Source organism: Falsiroseomonas selenitidurans, assembly GCF_012103215.1.
In the GTDB taxonomy this organism is placed as follows: Bacteria; Pseudomonadota; Alphaproteobacteria; order Acetobacterales; family Acetobacteraceae; genus Falsiroseomonas; species Falsiroseomonas selenitidurans.
Map to the genome: position 1 here is coordinate 85210 of NZ_JAAVNE010000009.1, position 21003 is coordinate 106212.

Annotated in this window: 19 protein-coding genes; 13 read left to right on the forward strand and 6 right to left on the reverse strand. The window is 72.1% G+C overall.

Going from position 1 to position 21003, the window contains the following annotated elements; genetic code table 11:
- Nucleotides 1–25: 25 nt before the first annotated feature.
- Genes HEQ75_RS07930 through HEQ75_RS07950 form a run of 5 tightly spaced genes read left to right on the forward strand, consistent with a single transcriptional unit; the run spans nucleotide 26 to nucleotide 4042 of the window.
- Complete coding sequence (locus tag HEQ75_RS07930) at nucleotides 26–991, forward strand: Bug family tripartite tricarboxylate transporter substrate binding protein (protein WP_168029020.1); 966 nt, start codon at nucleotides 26–28, stop codon at nucleotides 989–991.
- The gene (locus HEQ75_RS07935; protein ID WP_168029022.1) at nucleotides 988–1707 is read left to right on the forward strand and encodes a class II aldolase/adducin family protein; all 720 of its coding nucleotides are present in this window, start codon (nucleotides 988–990) and stop codon (nucleotides 1705–1707) included. Before HEQ75_RS07930 ends, HEQ75_RS07935 begins: the two co-directional genes overlap by 4 nt.
- Entirely contained in the window at nucleotides 1704–2663 is a 960-nt protein-coding gene (locus HEQ75_RS07940; RefSeq protein WP_168029024.1) for a Bug family tripartite tricarboxylate transporter substrate binding protein, read from the forward strand. Before HEQ75_RS07935 ends, HEQ75_RS07940 begins: the two co-directional genes overlap by 4 nt.
- A gap of 1 nt (nucleotide 2664) precedes the next feature.
- Entirely contained in the window at nucleotides 2665–2997 is a 333-nt protein-coding gene (locus tag HEQ75_RS07945; protein ID WP_168029026.1) for a cupin domain-containing protein, read from the forward strand.
- Nucleotides 2990–4042 (forward strand): beta/alpha barrel domain-containing protein, encoded by a 1053-nt coding sequence (locus HEQ75_RS07950; RefSeq protein WP_168029028.1) that lies wholly within the window; start codon nucleotides 2990–2992, stop codon nucleotides 4040–4042. The genes HEQ75_RS07945 and HEQ75_RS07950 overlap by 8 nt, the downstream gene beginning before the upstream one ends.
- Here HEQ75_RS07950 and HEQ75_RS07955 read toward each other — a convergent pair.
- Nucleotides 4006–4839: an IclR family transcriptional regulator gene (locus HEQ75_RS07955; protein WP_168029030.1), complete on the reverse strand. Its 834-nt coding sequence runs from the start codon at nucleotides 4837–4839 to the stop codon at nucleotides 4006–4008. The two genes, HEQ75_RS07950 and HEQ75_RS07955, sit on opposite strands and share 37 nt — an antisense overlap.
- An 87-nt stretch (nucleotides 4840–4926) precedes the next feature.
- On the opposite strand from HEQ75_RS07955, the gene speB reads away from it, so the two are divergent.
- From speB to HEQ75_RS07990, 7 genes are all read left to right on the forward strand, one after another.
- Complete coding sequence (speB, locus tag HEQ75_RS07960) at nucleotides 4927–5811, forward strand: agmatinase (RefSeq protein ID WP_168029032.1); 885 nt, start codon at nucleotides 4927–4929, stop codon at nucleotides 5809–5811.
- Between the two features lie 611 nt (nucleotides 5812–6422).
- Nucleotides 6423–7643: a type III PLP-dependent enzyme domain-containing protein gene (locus HEQ75_RS07965; protein WP_168029034.1), complete on the forward strand. Its 1221-nt coding sequence runs from the start codon at nucleotides 6423–6425 to the stop codon at nucleotides 7641–7643.
- A gap of 118 nt (nucleotides 7644–7761) precedes the next feature.
- The gene (locus HEQ75_RS07970; protein ID WP_168029036.1) at nucleotides 7762–9180 is read left to right on the forward strand and encodes a homospermidine synthase; all 1419 of its coding nucleotides are present in this window, start codon (nucleotides 7762–7764) and stop codon (nucleotides 9178–9180) included.
- Between the two features lie 55 nt (nucleotides 9181–9235).
- On the forward strand, nucleotides 9236–10852 hold the full coding sequence (locus tag HEQ75_RS07975; RefSeq protein WP_168029038.1) for an ABC transporter substrate-binding protein: 1617 nt from the start codon (nucleotides 9236–9238) through the stop codon (nucleotides 10850–10852).
- Complete coding sequence (locus HEQ75_RS07980) at nucleotides 10849–11739, forward strand: alpha/beta hydrolase (protein WP_168029040.1); 891 nt, start codon at nucleotides 10849–10851, stop codon at nucleotides 11737–11739. The genes HEQ75_RS07975 and HEQ75_RS07980 overlap by 4 nt, the downstream gene beginning before the upstream one ends.
- A gap of 97 nt (nucleotides 11740–11836) precedes the next feature.
- Nucleotides 11837–12574 carry a FadR/GntR family transcriptional regulator gene (locus HEQ75_RS07985; RefSeq protein ID WP_209318407.1) on the forward strand — a complete coding sequence of 246 codons (738 nt, stop codon included), beginning with the start codon at nucleotides 11837–11839 and terminating at the stop codon, nucleotides 12572–12574.
- Between the two features lie 86 nt (nucleotides 12575–12660).
- Complete coding sequence (locus HEQ75_RS07990; RefSeq protein WP_168029042.1) at nucleotides 12661–14028, forward strand: MmgE/PrpD family protein; 1368 nt, start codon at nucleotides 12661–12663, stop codon at nucleotides 14026–14028.
- A 64-nt stretch (nucleotides 14029–14092) separates the two neighbouring features.
- On the opposite strand, the gene HEQ75_RS07995 is transcribed toward HEQ75_RS07990, so the two are convergent.
- On the reverse strand, nucleotides 14093–15415 hold the full coding sequence (locus HEQ75_RS07995) for an FAD-dependent oxidoreductase (protein ID WP_168029044.1): 1323 nt from the start codon (nucleotides 15413–15415) through the stop codon (nucleotides 14093–14095).
- A 139-nt stretch (nucleotides 15416–15554) separates the two neighbouring features.
- Between HEQ75_RS07995 and HEQ75_RS08000 the strand changes: the two genes are divergently transcribed.
- Nucleotides 15555–16577, forward strand: coding sequence for a zinc-binding alcohol dehydrogenase family protein (locus tag HEQ75_RS08000; RefSeq protein ID WP_168029046.1), 1023 nt, complete (start codon nucleotides 15555–15557; stop codon nucleotides 16575–16577).
- On the opposite strand, the gene HEQ75_RS08005 is transcribed toward HEQ75_RS08000, so the two are convergent.
- From HEQ75_RS08005 to HEQ75_RS08020, 4 genes are all read right to left on the reverse strand, one after another.
- Nucleotides 16578–17552 carry an ABC transporter ATP-binding protein gene (locus HEQ75_RS08005; RefSeq protein ID WP_168029048.1) on the reverse strand — a complete coding sequence of 325 codons (975 nt, stop codon included), beginning with the start codon at nucleotides 17550–17552 and terminating at the stop codon, nucleotides 16578–16580.
- A complete protein-coding gene (locus HEQ75_RS08010; protein WP_168029050.1) occupies nucleotides 17549–18427 on the reverse strand; it encodes an ABC transporter permease in 879 nt (292 codons plus the stop codon). The genes HEQ75_RS08005 and HEQ75_RS08010 overlap by 4 nt, the downstream gene beginning before the upstream one ends.
- Entirely contained in the window at nucleotides 18424–19365 is a 942-nt protein-coding gene (locus tag HEQ75_RS08015) for an ABC transporter permease (protein ID WP_168029052.1), read from the reverse strand. The genes HEQ75_RS08010 and HEQ75_RS08015 overlap by 4 nt, the downstream gene beginning before the upstream one ends.
- A gap of 61 nt (nucleotides 19366–19426) precedes the next feature.
- Entirely contained in the window at nucleotides 19427–20998 is a 1572-nt protein-coding gene (locus HEQ75_RS08020) for an ABC transporter substrate-binding protein (RefSeq protein WP_168029054.1), read from the reverse strand.
- Nucleotides 20999–21003 lie beyond the last annotated feature (5 nt).

Below are 21003 nucleotides of genomic sequence, written 5' to 3' on the forward strand. Positions count from 1 at the left end.
GCTTCGGGGAGGAAACAGAACAACAATGATCGGACGTCGCGCGCTGCTCGCCAGCGCCCCGGGCCTGGCCATGCCGGCCATCGCCCGCGCCCAGGCGCTGTTCACGCGCCCGGTGCGCTTCGTGCTCGGCTTCGCCGCGGGCGGCGCCGGGGACATCACCGTGCGGATGCTGACGCCGCACATGCAGGCGGAAATCGGCCAGCCCATCGTGGTGGACAACCGCCCCGGCGCCGGCGGGCTGATCAGCGGCGAGGCGGTAGCCCGCGCCGCGCCGGACGGCCACACCATGTACCTGCTGACCACCAGCAACATGGCCGCCCCCGCCTTCTACCGCGCCATGCCCTTCGACGTGACCAGGGACTTCACGCCGGTCGGCCGCATGGTCTGGTACGACCATGTCATCGCGGTGAACCCGCGCCTGCCGGTGGCCTCCCTGACCGAATTGGTGGCGCTGGCCAAGGCGCGGCCCGGGCAGCTCAACATCGGCTCCATCGCGGTCGGCAACGCGCAGCACCTGGGCGTGGAGCTGTTCCGCGCCATGGCGCAGGTGGACATGACCACCGTCACCTACCGCTCCTCGCCCGAGCTGATCCTGTCGCTGTCCAATGGCGAGATCCAGGTGGCCGGCGAATTGCTGGCCCCGCTGATGCCGCATGTGCTCTCCGGCGCGGTGAAGCTGCTGGCGGTGACCGCGCCGACCCGCTTCCCCAGCCTGCCCAACGTGCCGACCAGCGCCGAGAGCGGCATGCCGGACTATCTGGTGCGGTCCTGGAACGCCATCGTCTTTCCCGCCGGCACGCCAAGGCCGCAGGTGGAGGCGATGAACCGCGCCATCCGCCGGGCGCTGGCCGTGCCGGAAATCCGCGCCAGGCTGATCGAGCTCGGCGGCCTGCCGGAAGCCAGCTCGCCCGAGGAACTCGGTGCCATGATCCCGCGCGAGGTCGCGGCCTGGGGCCACATGGCGCAGCTGGCCGGGGTGCAGAAGCAGTGACCGACGCCGAGGCCGCGCTGAAGCACGACCTGCTGCACGCCTACCACATCCTGGACGCGGATGGGCAGGCGAGCGGCATCGCCGGCCACCTGACCGCCCGCCTGCCCGGCGCCGACCGCTTCTGGTCGCATCGCTGGGGGGTGGGCTTCGACGAGGTGCGGGCAGAGGGGCTGATCGAGGCGGATTTCGACCTGCGCACCCTGCGTGGCGAGGGCCGCGTGAACCCCACGCTGCACATCCACACCCGCATCTACCGCGCGCGGCCGGATGTGGCCTGCATCATCCACACCCATGGCAAGGCCGGCGTGGCGCTGGGCTGCGCCGGGATGACGCTGGAGCCGATCACCCAGACCGGCGCCATCTTCGCCGACGACATCGCGCTGTTCGACGAATTCCACGGCATCGTGCTGGACACGGCGGAGGGCGATGCCATCGCCGCCGCGCTCGGGCCACGGCGCGGCCTGCTGCTGAAGAACCACGGCGCGCTGGTGGTCGGCGCCAATGTGGCGGAAGCCTGCATCGGCATGACGGTGCTGGAATGGGCCGCCGATGTGCAGCTGCGCGCCGCCGCGGCCGGGCCGTTGCAGCGCCTCGACCCGCAGGCGGCGGCGCAGTCCAGGCGCTTCCTCCTCGACCCGGCGAATCTCGGCCTTCGCTGGGACTTCCTGAAACGCAAGATCGGCCGCAGCCGACAATTCCTGGGAGCCACGTCATGAAACGCATCCTGCTTGCCGCCCTGCTGGCCTGCGCCGCCCTGCCGGCCTGGGCCCAGGGCGCCTATCCCAACCGCCCGATCCGCTGGATCGTCGGCTTCGGCGCCGGCGGCGTCGGCGACATGACGGCGCGCCTCGTCGGGCAGAAGCTGTCGGAGGGCCTGGGCCAGCCCGTGGTGGTCGAGAACCGCCCCTCCGCCGGCGGCATCGTGGCAACCGAGACGGTGGCGCGCGCGGCGCCCGATGGCCACACCCTGCTGCTGGTGACGGCCACCGCCGCGACGGCGCCGCACCTGTTCAGCACCCTGCCCTATCACCCGATCAATGATTTCGAGTTCGTCAGCCAGATCGCCAGCTTCCCGCACATCATCGTCACCGGGGCGAATGCGCCCTATCGCAGCCTGCAGGACCTGATGGCGGCCTCGCGCGCCACGCCGGGGCAGGTGAACCTCGGCTCCGTCAGCGTCGGCACGGCGCTGCATCTGTCGCTGGCGCTGTTCCAGTCCATGGGCAACCTGCCGGTGGAGATCGTCACCTACCGCACCACCGGGGACCTGCTGAACGCGACGGCCACCGGCGATATCGGCGGCGCCATGGAAGTGGCGGCGACGACGCTGGGGCAGATTTCCGGCGGCCGGCTGCGGGCGCTCGCCGTCACCTCGCCGCGCCGGATCGACGTGCTGCCGGGGGTGCCGACCGTCGCCGAAAGCGGGCTGCCGGACTACACCGTGATGACCTGGAACGGCATGGCCGCGCCACGCGGCACGCCCCGCCCGGTGGTGGACCGGCTGAACGCCGAGTTGCGCCGCGTGCTGGCGCTGCCCGAGATCCGCGACCGGCTGCTGCCGCTGGCCGTGGTGCCGACACCGACGACGCCGGAGGCGATGCGCCAGTTGCTGGTGGACGAGACGGCGCTGTGGGGCCGCGTGATCACCGCGGCCAAGATCGAGAGGCGCTGAGATGCCGATCCCGACCATCGACTGGAACGCCATCCCCTGGACGCCGGTGCGCCCGGGGGTGGAGCGCAAGGGTTTCACCGGCGCGGGTGCCACCCTCGCGCTGCACCGGCTGATGCCGGGGCATGAGCCGAAGCCGCACAGCCATCATTTCGAACAGATCGTCTACATCCTGGCCGGCACCATCGACTTCCATGTCGAGGGCATGGTGCACCGGCTTTCGGCCGGCGGGCTGCTGGTGGTGCCGCCCAACGCCCTGCACCATGGCGAGGTGGTGGGCGAGGAGCCGGTACTGAACCTCGATGTCTTCACCCCGGCGCGGCCCGACTATGCCTGACCTGTCCATCCGCATCGGCAGCGTCACGCTCAACAACCCGGTCATCATCGGCTCCGGCGACCATGTGATGACCGCGGGCGGGCTGGCGGCCGCGCGCGCCAGCGGCGCCGGCGCCGTGGTGGCGAAATCGATCAACGAAAGCGCGGCGGCGAAGCGCCAGCTCGATGGCTCGGACCATCTGCTGCTGGACAGCCAGTGGCGGCCCCTGCCCTGGGATTTCGCCCCGCCGCCGGATGCCATGCTGTTCGGCCGGTCCGGCCTGCACCAGGCCGCCAGCGCGGACTGGATTGCCGAGGTCGCGGCGCAGGACCGGGCGGCGGCGGAGGCCGGGCAATACGTCATCGGCTCCATCATACTGGCGGACCTGGCTGTCGCCTGCGAGCTGGCGCGGCAGTACCAGGCCGCCGGCATCCGCATCCTGGAGCTGAACATCGGCGCGCCGCATGGCGACGAGGCGGTGCCCGGCGCCATCATCCAGGAACGCGCGGCGCACCGGGTACGCGAGATCACCGCCATGCTGCGCCAGGCCATCGCCATCCCGCTCTGGATCAAGCTGACCGGGCAGAGCGAGGATGTGGCGGCGCTGGCCGCCGCGGCGCAGGCGGGCGGCGCCGATGCGGTGATCGTCATGGGCCGCTTCATGGCCCTGGTGCCGGATGTGGAAACCCGCGCGCCGATGACCGGCACGGCGGGTGCCATCGGCGGCCCCTGGTCCCTGGCGCTTACCTGCCGCTGGCTGGCGCAGAGCCGCAAGCGGCTGGGGCCGGATTTCCCGCTGCTCGGCACCAATGGCGCGCGATCCGGCCTGGACGTGGTGCGCTTCCTGCTGGCCGGCGCGCGCGCGGTGGAGATGACCAGCGCCGTGATGGCCGGCGGCTTCGCCCGCGCGGCGGCGGCGGTGGCCGAGATCGAGGCCTATCTGGCGCGCACCGGCGGCAGCGTGGAGGACCTCATCGGCCTCGCCGCCGATCGCCAGGTCGGCTACGGCGTGCAGCCGGACCGGCCGGGCTATTGGCGGGACTTCGTGCCGCCGGAATCGCGGTAGCGGGCGGAACCCAGGCGGGCGCTGATCTCGGCGGCCGCCTGTTGCAGTGCCGCCAGCATGGCGGGCGCCGGCGGGTCCTGCACGAATTGCACGGACCCCACGATTCCGAGCGAGCCCACCAGCACCTCCCCGGCCGCGAAGATCGGCGCGGCCAGCACGTTGATGCCGAGCAGCGCCTCGGACGGTGCGGTTTCCCACATCCGGCCGCGCACCTTCTCCAGCCGCGCCCGCAGGGAAGGCACGTCGGTCAGGGAATGCGGCGTCAGCGGCTCCAGCCGCCCGGCCAGGGTGCGGGCCAGGGCATCGGGCGGGCCGAAGGCGAGCATGACGCGGCCCTGGGCGGAGCAATGCGCCGCCGGCCGGTTGCCCGGCTGCACGCTGATCAGCACCTTGTTCGGCGCTTCCAGCGCATGCACCACCAGCGGGTCCCCGCCCGTCGGCACGGCCAGCAGCACGGATTGCCCGACCGCGTCGCGCAGCCGGTGCATCGCGGCTTCCGCCACCCGCTTCAGGTCGAACTGCTCCCCCGCCGCCTGGCCGATCTGGAACATCCGCCAGGTCAGGTGGTAGCGCTCCGTCGTCTCCTCCTGCGCCACCAGCCCGGCCTGGCGCAGCGTGACCAGGTGGCGGTGCACCCGCCCCTTCGGTTCCGCCAATTGGCGCGCCAGGTCGGAGACGCGCAGCGGGCCGCCGGCCAACGCCATCGCCTCCAGCACCCGCACCGCCATGAGAACGGAGCGCACGGCTGCCGTGCCGTCTTCCGTCGTTGCCTTCCCCGAGGCCGGTTTCTTGGTCATTTCGCCCAGCCTGCCGCCACGGGGGCGCTTGTGTCCATCCCCGCCCGGCTGGCAGGAAGCGGCGCCGCATTGCAGGAGACCGCGCGCATGGCCGGAACCCCCACCTACGCCACCCCGCCCGGCTTCCTGGGCGTGACGCGAAGCGACCCGGCGGGCGCCATCGCCCTTGCCGGCATCCCGCTGGATATCGGCACCACCAACCGCGCCGGCACCCGCGACGGGCCGCGCGCCATCCGCGCCGCCTCCCGCATGCTGGTCGATGGCGCGCATCCGCAAAGCTGGGTGGACCCCGCCACCCTGAAGCTCGCCGACATCGGCGAATTCGCGCTGGCGCTGGGCGACATCCCGGGCAGCCTGGCGCGGATCGAGCAGCAGGCGGCGGGGCTGGAACACCTGGTGGCGCTGGGTGGCGAGCATGGGGTGACGTTGCCGCTGCTGCGGGCGCTGCGGAAGCGCCTCGGCGCGCCGCTCGGCCTGCTGGTCTTCGATGCGCATGTCGACACCTGGGCGGATAATTTCGGCCAGGCCTATGCGCATGGATCGGTCTTCTACCACGCGATCACGGAGGGGCTGGTGGACGCCGGGCGGATGATCCAACTCGGCATCCGCTCTCCCGTGCAGCGCGAGGTCTGGGACTGGACGCTGGCCCAGGGGGTCACCATCGTCACCGCGCAGGATTTCCATGCCACCGGGCCTGAGGCGGTGGCGGCGCGGGTGCGACAGGTGCTGGGGGCGGCGCCGGCCTATCTCTCCTTCGACATCGACGCGCTGGACCCCGCCTTCGCCCCCGGCACCGGCACGCCGGAGCCGGGGGGGCTGGCAAGCTGGCAGGCCCAGGCGGTGCTGCGGCGCCTCAGTGGCCTGGATTTCCGTGGCATGGACGTGGTGGAGGTGGCGCCGGCCTACGACCATGCGGAGATCACCGCGCTGGCGGCGGCGACCATGGCCTGGGAGTATCTCTGCCGCGGCTGAAAGACTTCCGGCGCCTTTGCAGATCGGCCGGCAGACCCGCGCGGGGTTTTTGCAAAGGGCCAGAAAAACCTCTTGCATCCCCGCAGGGGCGCCGCTATTTATCCGGCCGTGACGAGGCGCCTGGCGCTTCGTCCTGAGACCCGACGCCATCGCACGTGCCGCGAGCCCCCTGCCAGATCCGGGGGCACAGCAACGACGGGACGCGTCCTTTGTTCACGCCGGTCCGCAAGGGCCGGAAGGTTCGAGGGAACCGCCTGTGTCGCCTGATCGCCGCCGCGCGAAGCCGGGATCCAACCTCCCGCACTGACCGCGTCATCGCGCCCGAAGCGCCGCCTCCCCGCCTGCCCGATCCCGAGGGATCGAGGCGCGTGGCGCGGCAGCGCTTCCGCCGCCCGCGTCCCGTCCCCCCGCCCCCGGCGGGTGGCGTGCCGCGCGCGGTGCCCGGGTGTGCGACGATCATGAAGCCCCGGTTCCCTCTTTCCCGCCGCCGCGCCCCCCGCTCCCCCGGGATCGTGGCGCGGCGGCGGGCGTCTCTTGAAGACGCGTCCGATACGGCCCTCCGGTCATCGGACGCGAGGAACCACCTCTCCAGCGCCGAAGGGGTTGCTGCCATGACCGACCTCCGTTTCCGTGGCGCCGTTGCGCCGCTCCGCCGGGCTCCCGCCCAGGACCTGCCGCGCGACGTCGCCGGGCTGGTGGCCGCGCTGCGGCCGGAGGCGCCGCTGCATTGCCTGCGCCCGGCCACCGTCGCCGGCGCGGCGGAGAGCTTCCTGGCCGCCTTCCCGGGCACCGTCATGTATGCCGTGAAGTGCAACCCGGAGCCGGCGATGCTGCGCGCCCTGTGGGCGGGCGGCGTCCGCCACTTCGACTGCGCCTCCGCCGGCGAGGTCCGCCTGGTCCGCACCATGTTCCCGGAGGCCGAGATCCACTTCATGCACCCGGTCAAGGCGCGCGGCGCGATCCGCGAGGCCCATGGCGCGCATGGCGTGCGCGACTTCGTGCTCGACAGCCGGGCGGAGCTGGACAAGATCCTGGCGGAGACCGGTGGCCGGGGCCTGAACCTCATCATCCGGCTCGGCCTGCCGAAGGGCAACGCGACCTACGACCTGTCCGGCAAGTTCGGCGCGGAGCCGGCGGAAGCCGCCGCCCTGCTGCGCGCCGCGCGGCCGCATGCCGGCCGGCTGGGCGTGTCCTTCCATGTCGGCTCGCAATGCCTGGACCCGGGCGCCTACGCCCGCGCCATCGCGCTGGCCGCCGAAGTGATCCGGGACGCCGGCGTGGCGGTGGAGGTGCTGGATGTCGGCGGGGGCTTCCCCGTCGCCTATCCGGATGTGGTGCCGCCGCCGCTGTCGGCCTTCATGGCGGCCATCCGCACGGCCTTCGCCGCCGCGGCGCTGCCGGGGGTGGAGCTGTGGGCGGAGCCGGGCCGCGCGCTGGTCGCCGGCGGCGCCTCCGTCGTCGTGCAGGTGCAGGCGCGGCGGGATGGCATGCTGTTCATCAATGACGGCGTCTATGGCGCGCTGTCCGATGCCGGCGTGCCGGGCTTCCGGTTTCCGGTGAAGCTGATCCGGCCCGGTTCCGCCAGCACGGTGGAGACGGTGCCCTTCAGCTTCTTCGGCCCCACCTGCGACACGGCGGACCGGATGGAAGGCCCCTTCCTGCTGCCGGCCGATGTGGCGGAGGGCGACTGGATCGAGATCGGCCAGCTCGGGGCCTATGGCGCCTGCCTGCGCACCGCCTTCAACGGCTTCGATCGCGCCGGGATGGTGGAGGTGGCCGATGCGCCGCTGCTGCACACCCCGGGTTATGGCCGGGTGGCGCTGGCCGCCTGACGCCGCCGGGCCGGACCCTGCCCACATGGCAGGGTCCGCCTCCATCTTGTCGCGTGACCCGCGCCGCAGGCCGTAGCAGCCTGCGGCGCCCCTTTCCTTGTTCGGGAGTGCCCTTGAAATGAAGCATGTCGCCTTCGACGGCCGCCTGGTGATCCTGGGCTTCGGCTCGATCGGCCAGGGAGTCCTGCCGCTGATCCTGCGCCATATCGACCTGCCGGCGGAGCGCATCACCATCGTGACGGCGGAGGAGCGTGGCCGGGAGGTGGCGGCCGAATACGGCATCCGCTTCATCCTGCAGGCCGCGACGCGCGAGAATTTCTCGGACCTGCTCTCCCCGCTGCTGTCGAGCGGCGACTTCCTGCTGAACCTGTCGGTGGACGTCTCCTCGGTGGAGCTGATGAAGCTCTGCAACCGGCTGGACGTGCTGTATCTCGACACGGTGGTGGAGCCCTGGGCCGGCGGCTACACGGACACCTCCCTCACCCCCTCCCAGCGCTCCAACTATGCGATGCGGGAGGAAGCGGTGGCGCTGCGCCCAGCCTTCGCCGGCGGCCCCACCAGCATCACCGCGCATGGCGCCAACCCGGGGCTGGTCAGCCACTTCGTCAAGCAGGCGCTGCTCGACATCGCCCGCGACACCGGCGCGCCCGTCGCCACGCCGCCGCCGGCCAGCGACCGCGCGGCCTGGGCCGGCATCGCGGCGAAGCTGGGGGTGAAGGTGATTCACATCGCGGAGCGCGACACCCAGGTGGCCGACCGCCCGAAGAAGCCGGGCGAATTCGTCAACACCTGGTCGGTCGATGGCTTCGTGGGCGAAGGCTGCCAGCCGGCGGAACTCGGCTGGGGCAGCCATGAGAAGGAATTGCCGCCGGATGGCCACCGCCACGGCTTCGGCTGCGACGCCGCGATCTACCTGATGCGCCCCGGCGCCTCCACCCGCGTGCGCACCTGGACGCCGCTGGAAGGGCCGATGCACGGCTTCCTCATCACCCACAATGAGAGCATCTCGCTGGCCGACTACTACACGCTGCGCGACGCCGACGGCACGGTGGTCTATCGCCCCACCGCGCACTACGCCTACCACCCCTGCGACGATGCGGTGCTGTCGGTGCATGAGCTGGCCGGCAAGAACTGGGAGATGCAGCCCGAGAAGCGGCTGATGACCGATGAGATCACCCACGGCATGGACGAGCTCGGCGTGCTGCTGATGGGCCATGCCAAGGGCGCCTACTGGTACGGCTCCCGCCTGACGATCGGGGAGGCGCGGCGCGCCGCGCCGCACAACAACGCCACCTCGCTGCAGGTCACGGCGGCGGTGCTGGCCGGCGTGATCTGGGCGATGGAGAACCCGCGCCGGGGCGTGGTGGAATCGGACGAGATCGACCATGCGCGGGTGCTGGAGATCTGCGCCCCCTACCTCGGCGACGTGGTCGGCGAATACGCGGACTGGACGCCGCTGGAAGGCCGCGGCGTGCTGTTCCCGGAGGCGGTGGACACCACCGATCCGTGGCAGTTCCGCAACTTCCGGGTGGTCTGACTTCCGCCACCCCTGCATCGGCGGCATGATCGCCGCCGATGGAGGACCATGCGGCATGAAGCGGATCCTGTTGGCCGGCGCGGCCGGCCTGGCCCTGGCGACCGGCGCCTTCCAGGGGGCGCCTCAGGCGCAGACCCTGCGCATCGCGACCTCGGCGGAGGCGACCTCCGCCGACCCGCAACATTATGCCGCCGCCCCCAACTCCACCCTGCACGACCATGTGTTCGAGACGCTGGTGGAGCAGGATGCGCGGCTGAAGACCACGCCCTCCCTCGCCACCGCCTGGTCGCGGCGCGACGACACCACCTGGGTGTTCGACCTGCGGCAGGGCGTGCGCTTCCACAATGGCCAGGACTTCACCTCGGCCGATGTGGTGTTCTCCCTCTGCCGCATCCTGAACAACGAGACGGAGCTGGCCGTCTCCTACTCCTCCATCGTGCGCCGGCTGGCGCGGGTGGAGGCGGAAGGGCCGCACCGCGTGGTGATCGCCACGCGGCAGCCGGAGCCGCTGCTGCCGGCAGACATTGCCAGCCTGCGGATCATCCCCGCCGGGCTGGTGCCGGCGCGGCCCATCGCCTTCAGCCTGGAGGACAAATGCGCCGGCGCCGGCCAGCCCTGGCCGACCCTGGCGCAGTTCAACGACGGCGCCGCCGCCATCGGCACCGGCCCCTTCCGGATGCGCCGCTTCGACCGCAGCGGCGTGACGGAGCTGGCACGCAACGATGACTACTGGGGGGAGAAGCCGCATTGGGCCACGGTGCGGCTGCAGCCGGTGACGGCGGCGGGACCGCGGCTCGCCGGGCTGCTGGCCGGGGACCATGACATCGTGGAGGCGCCTTCCACCGGCGACATCCCGCGCCTGCGCAGCAACCCGGCCATCCGCCTGGCGGTGGCGCCGACCACGCGGCTGATCTTCCTGCAACTCGACCAGCGGGAGCCCGCACCCTTCGTCAATGGCGGCACCGGGGCCAACCCGCTGCGCGATCCCCGCGTGCGCCAGGCGCTGTCGCTGGCCATCGACCGCAAGGCGATCGCGGAGCGGGTGATGGATGGCCTGGCGCTGCCGGCGACGCAGTTCCTGCCGGAGGGCATGTTCGGCACCATCCCCGGCCTGCCCGTGCTGCCCTACGACCCCGCCCGCGCCCGCACCCTGCTGGCGGAGGCCGGCCATGCGCAGGGCTTCAGCCTGGTGCTGCACGCCACCAACAACCGCTACGTGAACGATGCCCGCGTGATCCAGGCCATCGCCCAGTACCTCAACCGCATCGGCGTGCGGGCGGAGGTGGATGCCATGCCCTCCAACGTCTACTTCGGCCGCCGGGCGCGGCGCGAATTCTCCGTCCCCATGGGTGGCTGGGCAGCGAATGCGGAGGAGACGCTGCTGTTCTTCCGCACCTGGATGACCAGCACGGACCGCGCCCGCGGCCTCGGCGGCAGCAACTATGCCGGCTGGTCCAACGCCGCCTTCGACGCCGCCGCCGTCACCGCCGTGACGACGATGGACGATGCCGAGCGCGGCCGGCTGTTGCGCGAGGCCTCGCGCATCGGGCTGGAACAGGGCCCGGTCGTGCCGATCCATTTCGAGAGCGCGGTCTGGGCCTTCCGGCGCGGCCTGGCCTATGCCGGCCGCATGGACCAGCGGACCCTGGCGCAGGAGGTGCGGCCCGAATGACCCCGCCCCTCAATCCGCTGGCGCAGGCCTTCTCCGCCACCGGTCGCAGCGCCATCCCCTGGGCGGATGCCGCCTGCGACCTGGAACGGCCGCTGACCCTGCATGGCTATCGCCCCGCCGGCCACCGGCCGGAAAACCCGGTGGTGATCGTGCAGCACGGCATGCTGCGCAATGGCGACGACTACCGGGACTTCTGGATCCCGGCGGCGGAAAAGCACGGGCTGCTCATCATCGCGCCGACCTTCGGCAAGGCCGGCTGGCCGGAGGCCGAGCACTACAACAACGGGCTGGTGCTGGACGATCTCGGCCAGCCCAGGCCGCGCCAATCCTGGGCCTATGGCATCCCGGCCCGGGTCTTCGCCGCGCTGCGGGCGGCCGGCGTCACCACCCGCCCGCGGGCGCATCTGTTCGGCCATTCCGCTGGCGGCCAGTTCGGCCACCGGTTGATGTCGACCCAGCCGCATGACTGGCTGGAAGCGGCCACCATCGGCAATCCCGGCTGGTACACCCTGCCCACCCTGGACCGGGCCTTCCCCGAGGGGCTGGGCGGCATCGGGCTGGCGGAGGCCGACCTGCTGCGGCTGCTGGCCTTCCCGATGACCATCCTGGCCGGCGACCAGGACACGGAGACCAACGCCGCCTCCCTGCCATCCTCGCCGGCCGCCCTCGCCCAGGGGCCGCATCGTTTCGCCCGGGCGCATAACTACCTGGCGGAAGGCCGGGCGGCGGCGGCGCGGCGCGGCGTGGCCTGCAACTGGCGCCTGGTGCCGGTGGCGGGCATCGGCCATGACGGCCGCGCCATGTCCGCCGTTGCCGCCGCGCTGTGGTTCGAGGGGCGGCTGATCTCGGCAGAAGAAGCCGGCGTTTCCGCGGCCGGCGTGGCCTGACGGCGCTGCGGATGCGTTGACGGGGGGCGGGGCAGCCCCTAGCGTCATCAGGTCATATGATGACTCGTACGGATTTGCCCCGCCGGATGCCTGTTCCATGATGCGCCGCGATATCGGGATGGCGCCGCTGCGCCCCTCCGCCAACCTGACCGGCGCCCTGGTGCACCGGCTGGCGGAGGAAATCCGCAGCGGCCGCCTGGCCCCCGGCGCCCGCCTGCCGACCGAACAGGATCTGATGCGGGAAGCCGGCGTCAGCCGCACCGTGGTGCGCGAAGCCGTGGCCGCGCTGCGGGCGGAGGGGCTGGTGGTGACGCGCCAGGGTGTCGGCGCCTTCGTCACCGAGCGCCCCGGGGAGGGCATCTTCCGCCTCACGCCCAGCGAGGCGGAGGGGCTGCAGCAGGTGATCCAGGTGCTGGAACTGCGCCTGGCGCTGGAGGTGGAGGCCGCCGGCCTGGCCGCCGAACGCCGCAGCGCCGCCGCCCTGGCGATGATCGAGGAGGCGGAGGCGCTGTTCGACGCCGCCGTGGCCGCCGGCGGCGATGCCGCGGAGGCCGATTTCGCGCTGCACCGCGCCATCTTCATGGCCACTGGCAACCCGCATTTCCTGCGCTTCCTGGAAGTGCTGGGGCGCCACGCCATCCCGCGCCGGGCGCTCGGCCTGGTCGAGCGCAGCGAGGCGGAGCGGAAGCAATACCTGGCCCAGGTGCGCGGCGAGCACCGCCTGGTGGCGGCGGCGATCGCGGCAGGCGACCCCGAAGCCGCCCGCGGCGCGATGCGCCGCCACCTGGAAGCCGCGCGCGAACGCTACCGGCGCTTGGCGGCCCAGGCGGGATAGGCAGGCGGGGCAACGCCCGGCCGGGGCCTTCGCCACCGCGCCCCGTTGCGCCTATCCTGCCCGCCGGGAATGCAGGAGCGCGCACCATGGAAAACCCGCTGATCCGCCTGGCCGAACACGCCGCCAGCTGGCGCGACCGGCCGCTGCCGGCGGCGGTGGCGCACCATGCCCGACGCGCGCTGATCGACTGGTTCGCCGCCCTGCTGCCCGGCTGCACCCAGCCCCCCGCCAGCCTGATGGCCGGGGTGCTGGCCGACCAGCGCGGCACCGGAAGGGCGATCTGCTACGTGGACGGCCAGGCGGGCGCGCTGCGCCACGCGGCGCTGCTGAACGCCACCGCAAGCCATACCGTGGAATTCGACGACATCTTCCGCGACGCCGGCTACCACCCGGGCTGCCCCACCATCCCCGCCGCGCTGGCCGCCGCCCAGGCCCGGGGCACGGACATGGACACGCTGCTGCGCGCCATGGTCGCGGGCTACGAGGTCTCCTGCCGCATCGGCCTGGCGGTGCAGCCCAGCCATTACCGCTACTGGCACACCACCGGCACCGTCGGCACCTTCGGCGCGGCCGCCGCCGTCGGCGTGGTGCTGGGCCTCGATGCGCACCGCATGGCCCATGCCCTGGCCACCGCGGCGACAATGGCGGGCGGGCTGCAACAGGCCTTCCGCGGCGAGGGGATGAGCAAGCCGCTGCATCCCGGCCATGCGGCGGAAGCCGGCGCCCTGGCGGCGCTCGCCGCCTCGGCCGGCGTGACCGGGGCGCTGGACGTGCTGCACGGCCCGGTGGGCTTCGCCGCCGCCACCAGCGCGGATGCCGGCCAATGGGACAAGGCGCTGGCGGGGCTGGATGAGTGGGTCGCCATCACCCGCATGACCTTCAAGAACCACGGCTGCTGCGGCCACATCTTCGCCGCGCTGGACGGGCTGGCGGCGTTGCAGGACCGGCATGGCTTCACCGCGGAACAGGTCGCCGCGCTGCATATCGGCGGCTACAGCGCCACCAAGGATGTCTGTGACCGGCCGGTGGTGGCGACGGAACAGCAGGCCCGCTTCAGCGCGCAATACTGCGCCGGCGCGCTGCTGGTCCTCGGCGGAGTCCGGCTGGCCGCCTTCGCGCCGGCGAACCTGGCCAATCCCCGCATCCACGCCATGATGGAGAAGGTGACCGTCAGCCTGGACCCCGCCCTGGCGCAGGATTATCCGGCCCGGCGCGCCGCCAATCTGCGCCTGGAACTAGTGGATGGGCGGGTGCTGGAACACCACCAGCCGACCCGCAAGGGCGACCCGGACGCGCCGCTTTCCGATGCCGAACTCGCCGCGAAATTCTACGAACTCGCCGTGCCGGCGATCGGCGCGACGGCGGCCGAGGCGCTGCTGGACCTGCTGCGGCATGGCGCGGCATTGCCCGGGGCGCTGCCGCTGGCGGCGCAGAGGCTCGAACCGGCATCGTGATTGCCTATAACGGCGGTATCCAGGCGTTCGTCACGCCCGGCCGCAGCGCGGTCGCCGCAGGCACTCAGCCCGCCGCCGCCTGGCCGGCGCGCAGGCCCAGCGCGAAGGACTGCGCCAGGCCATTGCCCGGCACGTAGCCGGCGGCGCCATGGCCGGAAATGCCGCAGGCCACGCCGCCGGCGGCGAACAGGTGGGGGATGGGCGTGCCATCCTCCCGCAGCACCCGCGCCTGTGCATCCACCCGCACGCCACCCTGGGTGTGCGCCAGCGCGCCCGTCACCTCCGCCGCGAAGAAGGGCGGCGCCAGCGTGCCGCCCCAGCGCTGCCGGCCGAAGGGGTCGGGCAGCGCGCCATGCCCGGCCAGGGTCTCCGCCAGCGCCGCCGCCGGCAGGCCGAAGCGGGCGGCGAGCGCCGGCAGGTCGGCGCAACACGCAACGGCACCGAGTTCCACCGCGCGGCGGAACGGGCCGCCGGCGAGCGCCGCCTGCTGCGCCGCCGCCCCCCACACTTCCACCGCCACGCCGCCGGGCTGCGCCAGCAGATGCGCGGTGAGTTCGGACGGCCCCATGTCCTCCGCCACGAAGCGCCGGCCCTGCCGGTTCACCAGCACCGCACCCAGCGAGGGCAGCGAGGCGCCGAAGCGCGGCCGCACCCCGTTCCAGCGATGCGGCGAGACATGCGGCTGGCCCTGGTAGCTGTCCATGCACAGCAGCCCCGCCCCCAGCGCCGCCGCCCAGCTGATGCCCGCCCCGTCGCAATGCACGCCGCCGACATGCACCGCCGCGGCGGCCTCGGGACAGAACCGCGCCAGCATCGGGGCCGCCCCGCCGAAGCCGCCGGTGGCCAGCACCACGGCACGCGCCGGCACCGGACCCGCCGCCGTGGTCACGCCGCGCTGCCCGGGCAGCAGGCCCGTCACCCGCACCCCGTCGCGCAGCGCGATCCCCGCCTGCGCCGCCACCGCCGCGCGCAGCAGCGCCTGCAATTCCGCGCCGCTTTCGGCCGGCGTGGCGTGCAGCCGCATGGCGGAATGGCCCGGCCAGCGGGAGGTGGTGTGCAGGTGAAGCGGCAACCCCGCGACATCCGCCAGGAATGCCACCGCCGCCGCCGCGCCCTGCGTCACCGTGGCCAGCAGCACCGGGTCCACCGCCGCGCCGGATTTGGCGCGGACATCGGCGGCGAAGGCCTCGGGCGAATCGGCCTCCCCCACCGCGGCCTGCCAGCGCGTGCCGGCCGCGGCGATCAGCCCTCCGGAGACGGACAGCGTGGTCGGCGCCGCCAGGTCGCGTTCCAGCAGCGCCACGCGCGCCCCGGCCTGGGCCGCCGCCAGCGCCGTCATCATGCCGGCCGCCCCGGCCCCGGCCACCACCACGTCAATATCCTGCATGGCGGAAGAATGGCGCAGTCCCCCGCCGGGGTCGAGGCGGCCGGGCCGGCCTGCGGCCGCCATCGGTTTGTCCAGCCAGGCCATTCCCAACCGTCGCCGGCAGGCGCATCTGATCCGCCAAGCCTTCGAGGAGCCTGTGATGCGCGCCATCGCCTATACCCACAGCCTGCCGGCCAGCGACCCCGCCGCCCTGCAGGACATGGACCTGCCCGATCCGCCCGCCCCCACCGGGCGCGACCTGCTGGTGGCGGTGCACGCCATCTCGGTGAACCCGGTGGATGCCAAGGTGCGGCTGCGCGACGATCCGCGTGGCAGCCCGAAGATCCTGGGCTACGACGCCGCCGGCGTGGTGCGCGCGGTGGGGCCGGGGGCCACGCTGTTCCGCCCCGGCGATGCGGTGTTCTATGCCGGCGACATCACCCGCCCCGGCACCAACGCCGCGCTGCATCTGGTGGATGAGCGCCTCGTCGGCCCGAAGCCCGCGGCGCTTTCCTTCGCCCAGGCGGCCGCCGTGCCGCTGACCGCCATCACGGCGTGGGAGGCGCTGTTCGACCGCCTGCGCATCCCGCGCGGAACCCCGGCGCGGGAGGAAGCGGTGCTGATCATCGGCGGTGCCGGCGGCGTCGGCTCCATCGCCGTGCAGCTCGCCCGCCAGCTCACCGGGCTGCGGGTGGTGGCCACCGCCAGCCGGCCGGAGACGGTGGCCTGGGCGCGGGAGATGGGTGCGCATGACGTGCTGGACCATGCGGGCGACCTGGCGGCGCAGGCCAGGGCGCTCGGCGTGCCCTTCCCGGCCATCTTCGTGACGACGCAGACCGAGGCCCATTGGCCGGCGGTCTGCGAGATCATCGCGCCGCAGGGCGCCATCTGCCTGATCGACGACCCGAAGACCGCGCCTGACTTCCGGATGCTGAAGCTGAAGGCGGCCTCGCTGCACTGGGAGCTGATGTTCACCCGGTCCCGCTTCCGCACGCCGGACATGCAGGCGCAGCACGCGCTGCTGGTGGAGGTCAGCCGGATGCTCGACACCGGCACGCTGCGCACCACGCTGGGCGAGCATTTCGGGCCGATCACCGCCGCCAATCTGCGCCGCGCCCATGCCGCGATCGAAAGCGGCACGTCGCGCGGCAAGATCGTGCTGGAGGGTTTTCCCGCCGGCTGATCAGCCGTGCAGGTGGCAGGCGACGCCGCCCTGGTTGTCGCCCGCCGCCTGCGTCCAACCCGGCATCCGCACCGAGCATTGCGGCATGGCGTGCGGGCAACGCGGATGGAAGGGGCAGCCGGGCGGCGGATTCGCGGCGGAGGGGATCTCCCCGATGATGCGCGGCAGCACGCCGCGCCGCGCCGGGTCCGGGATCGGCGACGCGTCGCGCAGCATCTGCGCGTAAGGGTGCAGCGGGTTGGCCAGCACGCGGCCGGCCGGCCCCTCCTCCACGATGCGGCCGAGATACATCACCGCGACGCGGTCGCAGAACCAGCGCACCACCGAAAGATCGTGGCTGACGAACAGGAAGGACAGGCCGCGCCGCTTGCGGAGGTCCTGCATCAGCAGCAGCACCTGCGCCTGCACCGAGACATCCAGCGCCGAGACGGGCTCATCCGCCACGATCAGCTCCGGCTCCACCGTCAGGGCACGGGCGATGCCGATGCGCTGGCGCTGGCCGCCGCTGAATTCATGCGGGAAGCGATCCAGCGCCGCGGGCGGCAGGCCCACCTCCTCCAGCAGCGCCGCGGCGCGGCGGCGGGCTTCCTTTCCCTCCGCCAGGCCATGCACCTGCATCGGCTCCATCAGCGCGCTGCCGATGGACTGCCGCGGGTCGAGCGAGGAATAGGGATCCTGGAAGACGATCTGCATGCGCCGGCGCAGCGCCTTCAGGCTGGCACCCTGGGCGGTGAGGACATTCTCCCCCTTCCAGGTGACGGTGCCGGCATCGGGTTCGATCAGCCTGAGAAGGGCGCGGGCCGCGGTGGATTTGCCGCAGCCGGATTCACCCACCAGGCCGAAGGCCTCGCCGGCATGGATGGTGAAGGAGATGTCCTCCACCGCGCGGACGCGGACCGTGCGCGGCGTCGGGAACCCCTTCTTCGAGACGAAATGCTTGCGCAGCCCGTCAACGACCAGGACGGGTGTGGTCATTCGTTCCTCAGCTTCGGGTCGGTGGCGTCGCGCAGCCCGTCGCCCACCATGTTCAGCCCCAGCACCAGGAACAGGATGGCGATGCCGGGAAACACGGCGAGCCAGGGCGCGTCCAGGATGTTCTCGAAGCCGTCGCGCGTCATGCCGCCCCAGGTCGCGGTCGGCGGCTTCACGCCAAGGCCGATGAAGGACAGGGACGCCTCCACGCGCACCGCGGTGGCCAGCCACAGCGTGCCCATCACCATCACCTCGGACAGGATGTTGGGCAGGATGTGGCGGAACAGCACGCGGGTATGGCTGAAGCCCAGCGCCCGGCCGGCTTCCACGAAGGCACGTTCCTTCAGCGCCAGGGTGGGCGCCCGGGCGACGCGGGCGAAGGGCGCGATGGCGGTCAGCGCGATGGCCACCACCAGGTTGATCAACTCCGGCCCCAGCAGCGCCACCACGATCAGGCCGAGGATCAGCGAGGGGAAGGACAGCAGCACATCCATCACCTGCATCACCAGCAGGTCGAACCTGCCGCCGATATAGCCGGAGACCAGGCCGATGGCGCCGCCGATGATGGCGGCAGCGAAGATGGCACCGAGCGAGACGGTCAGCGAGATCTGCCCGCCCCACATGAGGCGGGAGAGGATGTCGCGACCGAACTGGTCCGTGCCCAGCAGGAAGTCCGCGGAAGGCGGCTGCAGCCGGTTGAAGATGTCCTGCTCCGCCGGGTCGTAGGGCGCGAGCCAGGGGGCGAGCACGGCGGCCAGCATGATGATCACGCAGATCACCACGCCCACCGCGGTGGTCGGGTTGCTGCGCGCCTTGCCCAGCGCGCGCCGCCAGCCGGAGGGCGCCGGCGGGGCGACGAGTTCCTGGGTGACGCTCATTCGGCTTTCACCCTGGGGTCGATCACGCCGTACAGCAGGTCGGTGATGAGGTTCACCACGACGATCAGGAAGCAGTAGATCACCATCAACCCCTGCAGCATCGTGTAGTCCCGCTGGTTCAGCGCGCCGACGATGATCTTGCCCAGGCCGGGCCGGTTGAAGACGATCTCGGTCAGCACCGAATTGCCCAGCAGGATGCCGACATAGAGGCCGACCACGGTGACGATGGGGATGGAGGCGTTGCGCAGCCCATGCACCCAGACCACGCGCCGCCACGGCACGCCCTTGGCGCGGGCGGTGCGGATGTAGTCCTCGCCCAGCGACTGCAGCATGGCGCTGCGCGTCACGCGGGTGATGTAGGCGGCCATGATGAGGCCGAGCGCCACGGTGGGCAGCACCAGCTTGTGCAGCCGGTCGCCGTAGTCGGACAGGTCGGACGCGCCGATCACCGGGAACCAGCGCCAATGCAGCGAGAAGGCCAGCAGGAGGAAAATGCCGGAGACGAAGACCGGGAAGGAAAGGCCGAGCAGCGACAGCACCCGCGCCGCCACATCCACCACGCCGTTGCGGTTCAGCGCCGCCCAGATGCCGACCGGCACGCCGACCGCCACGCCGAACACCATGGAGGCCAGCGTCAGGTCGATGGTGTGCGGCAGCACCGCCGCGACCTCCGCGGTGATGGAGCGGCCGGTGACCATGGAGACGCCGAAATCGCCCATCAGCGCGCTGCTGATGAAGCTGAAATACTGCGCCCACAGCGAACGATCGAGGCCAAGGCGGACATGCAGCGCGGCGATCGCCTCCGGCGTCGCCTGGTCGCCCAGGATCACCAGCGCCGGGTCGCCCGGCACGATGCGGACGATGATGAAGACCAGCGTCAGCACCGCGATCAGCGTCGGCACGGCCGCCAGCAGGCGGCGAAGGACGAAGCCGATCATCGGCGGGCCCTGCGCCCTCTCCCGCATCCGGGAGAGGGTTGGGGTGAGCGCTCGGGCCGCGTCACCGCAGCCGCGTCGCTTCGGTGATCAGCGGGCCCAGGCTCATCGAGCCGCGCAACGCGTAGCCGTAGTCCAGGTTGTCGCGGCGGGCGAAGACCAGCAGCGTCTCGATCAGCGGCACGCCGCAGACATTCTGCACCAGGATGCGCTGCGCCTCGCCCCACAGGCGGCGCTGCGCCTCGATGTCGGTGGAAACGCGCGCCTGGTCGATCTGCTCATCCGCCTGGTTGCAGTGCGAGAAATTCGTCACCGCCGTCGGCGTCTTCACGATGGACCGGCCATGGAAGAACTGCGTCAGGTAGATGTCCGCCACCGGGAAGCGCGCGGCGGAGTAATAGACCAGCGGCGACAGGTCCTGGCGGATCTGCTGGTGGAAGGTCGCGTGTTCCACCACCTGAAGGTCGAGCGTGATGCCGGACCGGCGCAGCTGCTGCTGCACCACCTGCATCATGTTCAGCATCTCCGGCAGCTGCGTGTGGATGACGCGGATGGTGATGCCGTTCGGGTGCCCGGCCTCCGCCAGCAGCGCCCGCGCGCGCGCCGGATCGGCACCCGGCAGCGTGTGCTCCGCCGTGAAGCCGAGATAGCCGCGCGGCACCACGGACTGCGCTTCCCGCGACACGTCCTGGCCGCGGAAACGCACCAGCTCCGACCGGTTCACCGCATGCGCCATCGCCTGGCGGATGCGGATGTCGTTGAAGGGCGGCGCCGTGGTGTTCAGGTGCAGGATCGCCAGCTCACCCGGCTCGAACACATCGACCACGGTGTTCGGCACCTGCCGCGTGCGGTTCACCCAGGTCTGGTCGGCGCGGCCGTAATTCAGGTCGAGCTCGCGATTCTGGAAGGCCAGGTCGCGCGAGGCGTCGGAGGGGATGAAGCGGTAGCTGATGCGCCCCAGCTGCGGCGCGCCGCGGAAATAGCCCGCATGCGCCACCAGCTCGGCGGATTGGTTCGGCGTCACCCGGTCCAGCGCGAAGGGGCCGGTGCCGATCGGAGCGCGCACGAAATTGTCGCCGCGCTGCTCGACCGCCTTCTTCGAGACGATGTAGCCGCCGGAATAGTTGGTGAGGATGCCGAGCAGGCTCGGCACGTTGTTCCGCAGCACGATCCGCACGGTGTGGGAATCCACCGCCTCGATCGTCTCGATCGCGCGGTAGTCGGCGGCGAAGGCGCTGGAGGCGGCGGTGCCGGCCTTGCGCAGCGAGAACACCACGTCATCGGCGGTCATCTCGCCGAAGCCGCCATGGAACTGCACGCCGCGGCGCAGGTGGAAGGTCCAGGTCTTGCCGTCGGCGCTGCTCTCCCAGCGTTCCGCGAGGTCGGGCTCGATCAGCGCCGGGTCGATGGAGCCGGGCTTGAAGCGCACCAGGCCGTTGAACATCCAGGCGACGACGACGCGGTCGATGGTGGAGACGGCGAAGTGGGGATCAAGCCGCCCGACATCCTGCGCCGCCATGCCGACGCGCAGCGTCTGGCCCCCAGCGGCACCCTGCGCCATCGCCGTGGTGTTCAGCCCGATGGCGGAAGCGATGGCCATGGCGCTGCCCAGCAGCGCCGCACGAAATCCCCGCATGAAAT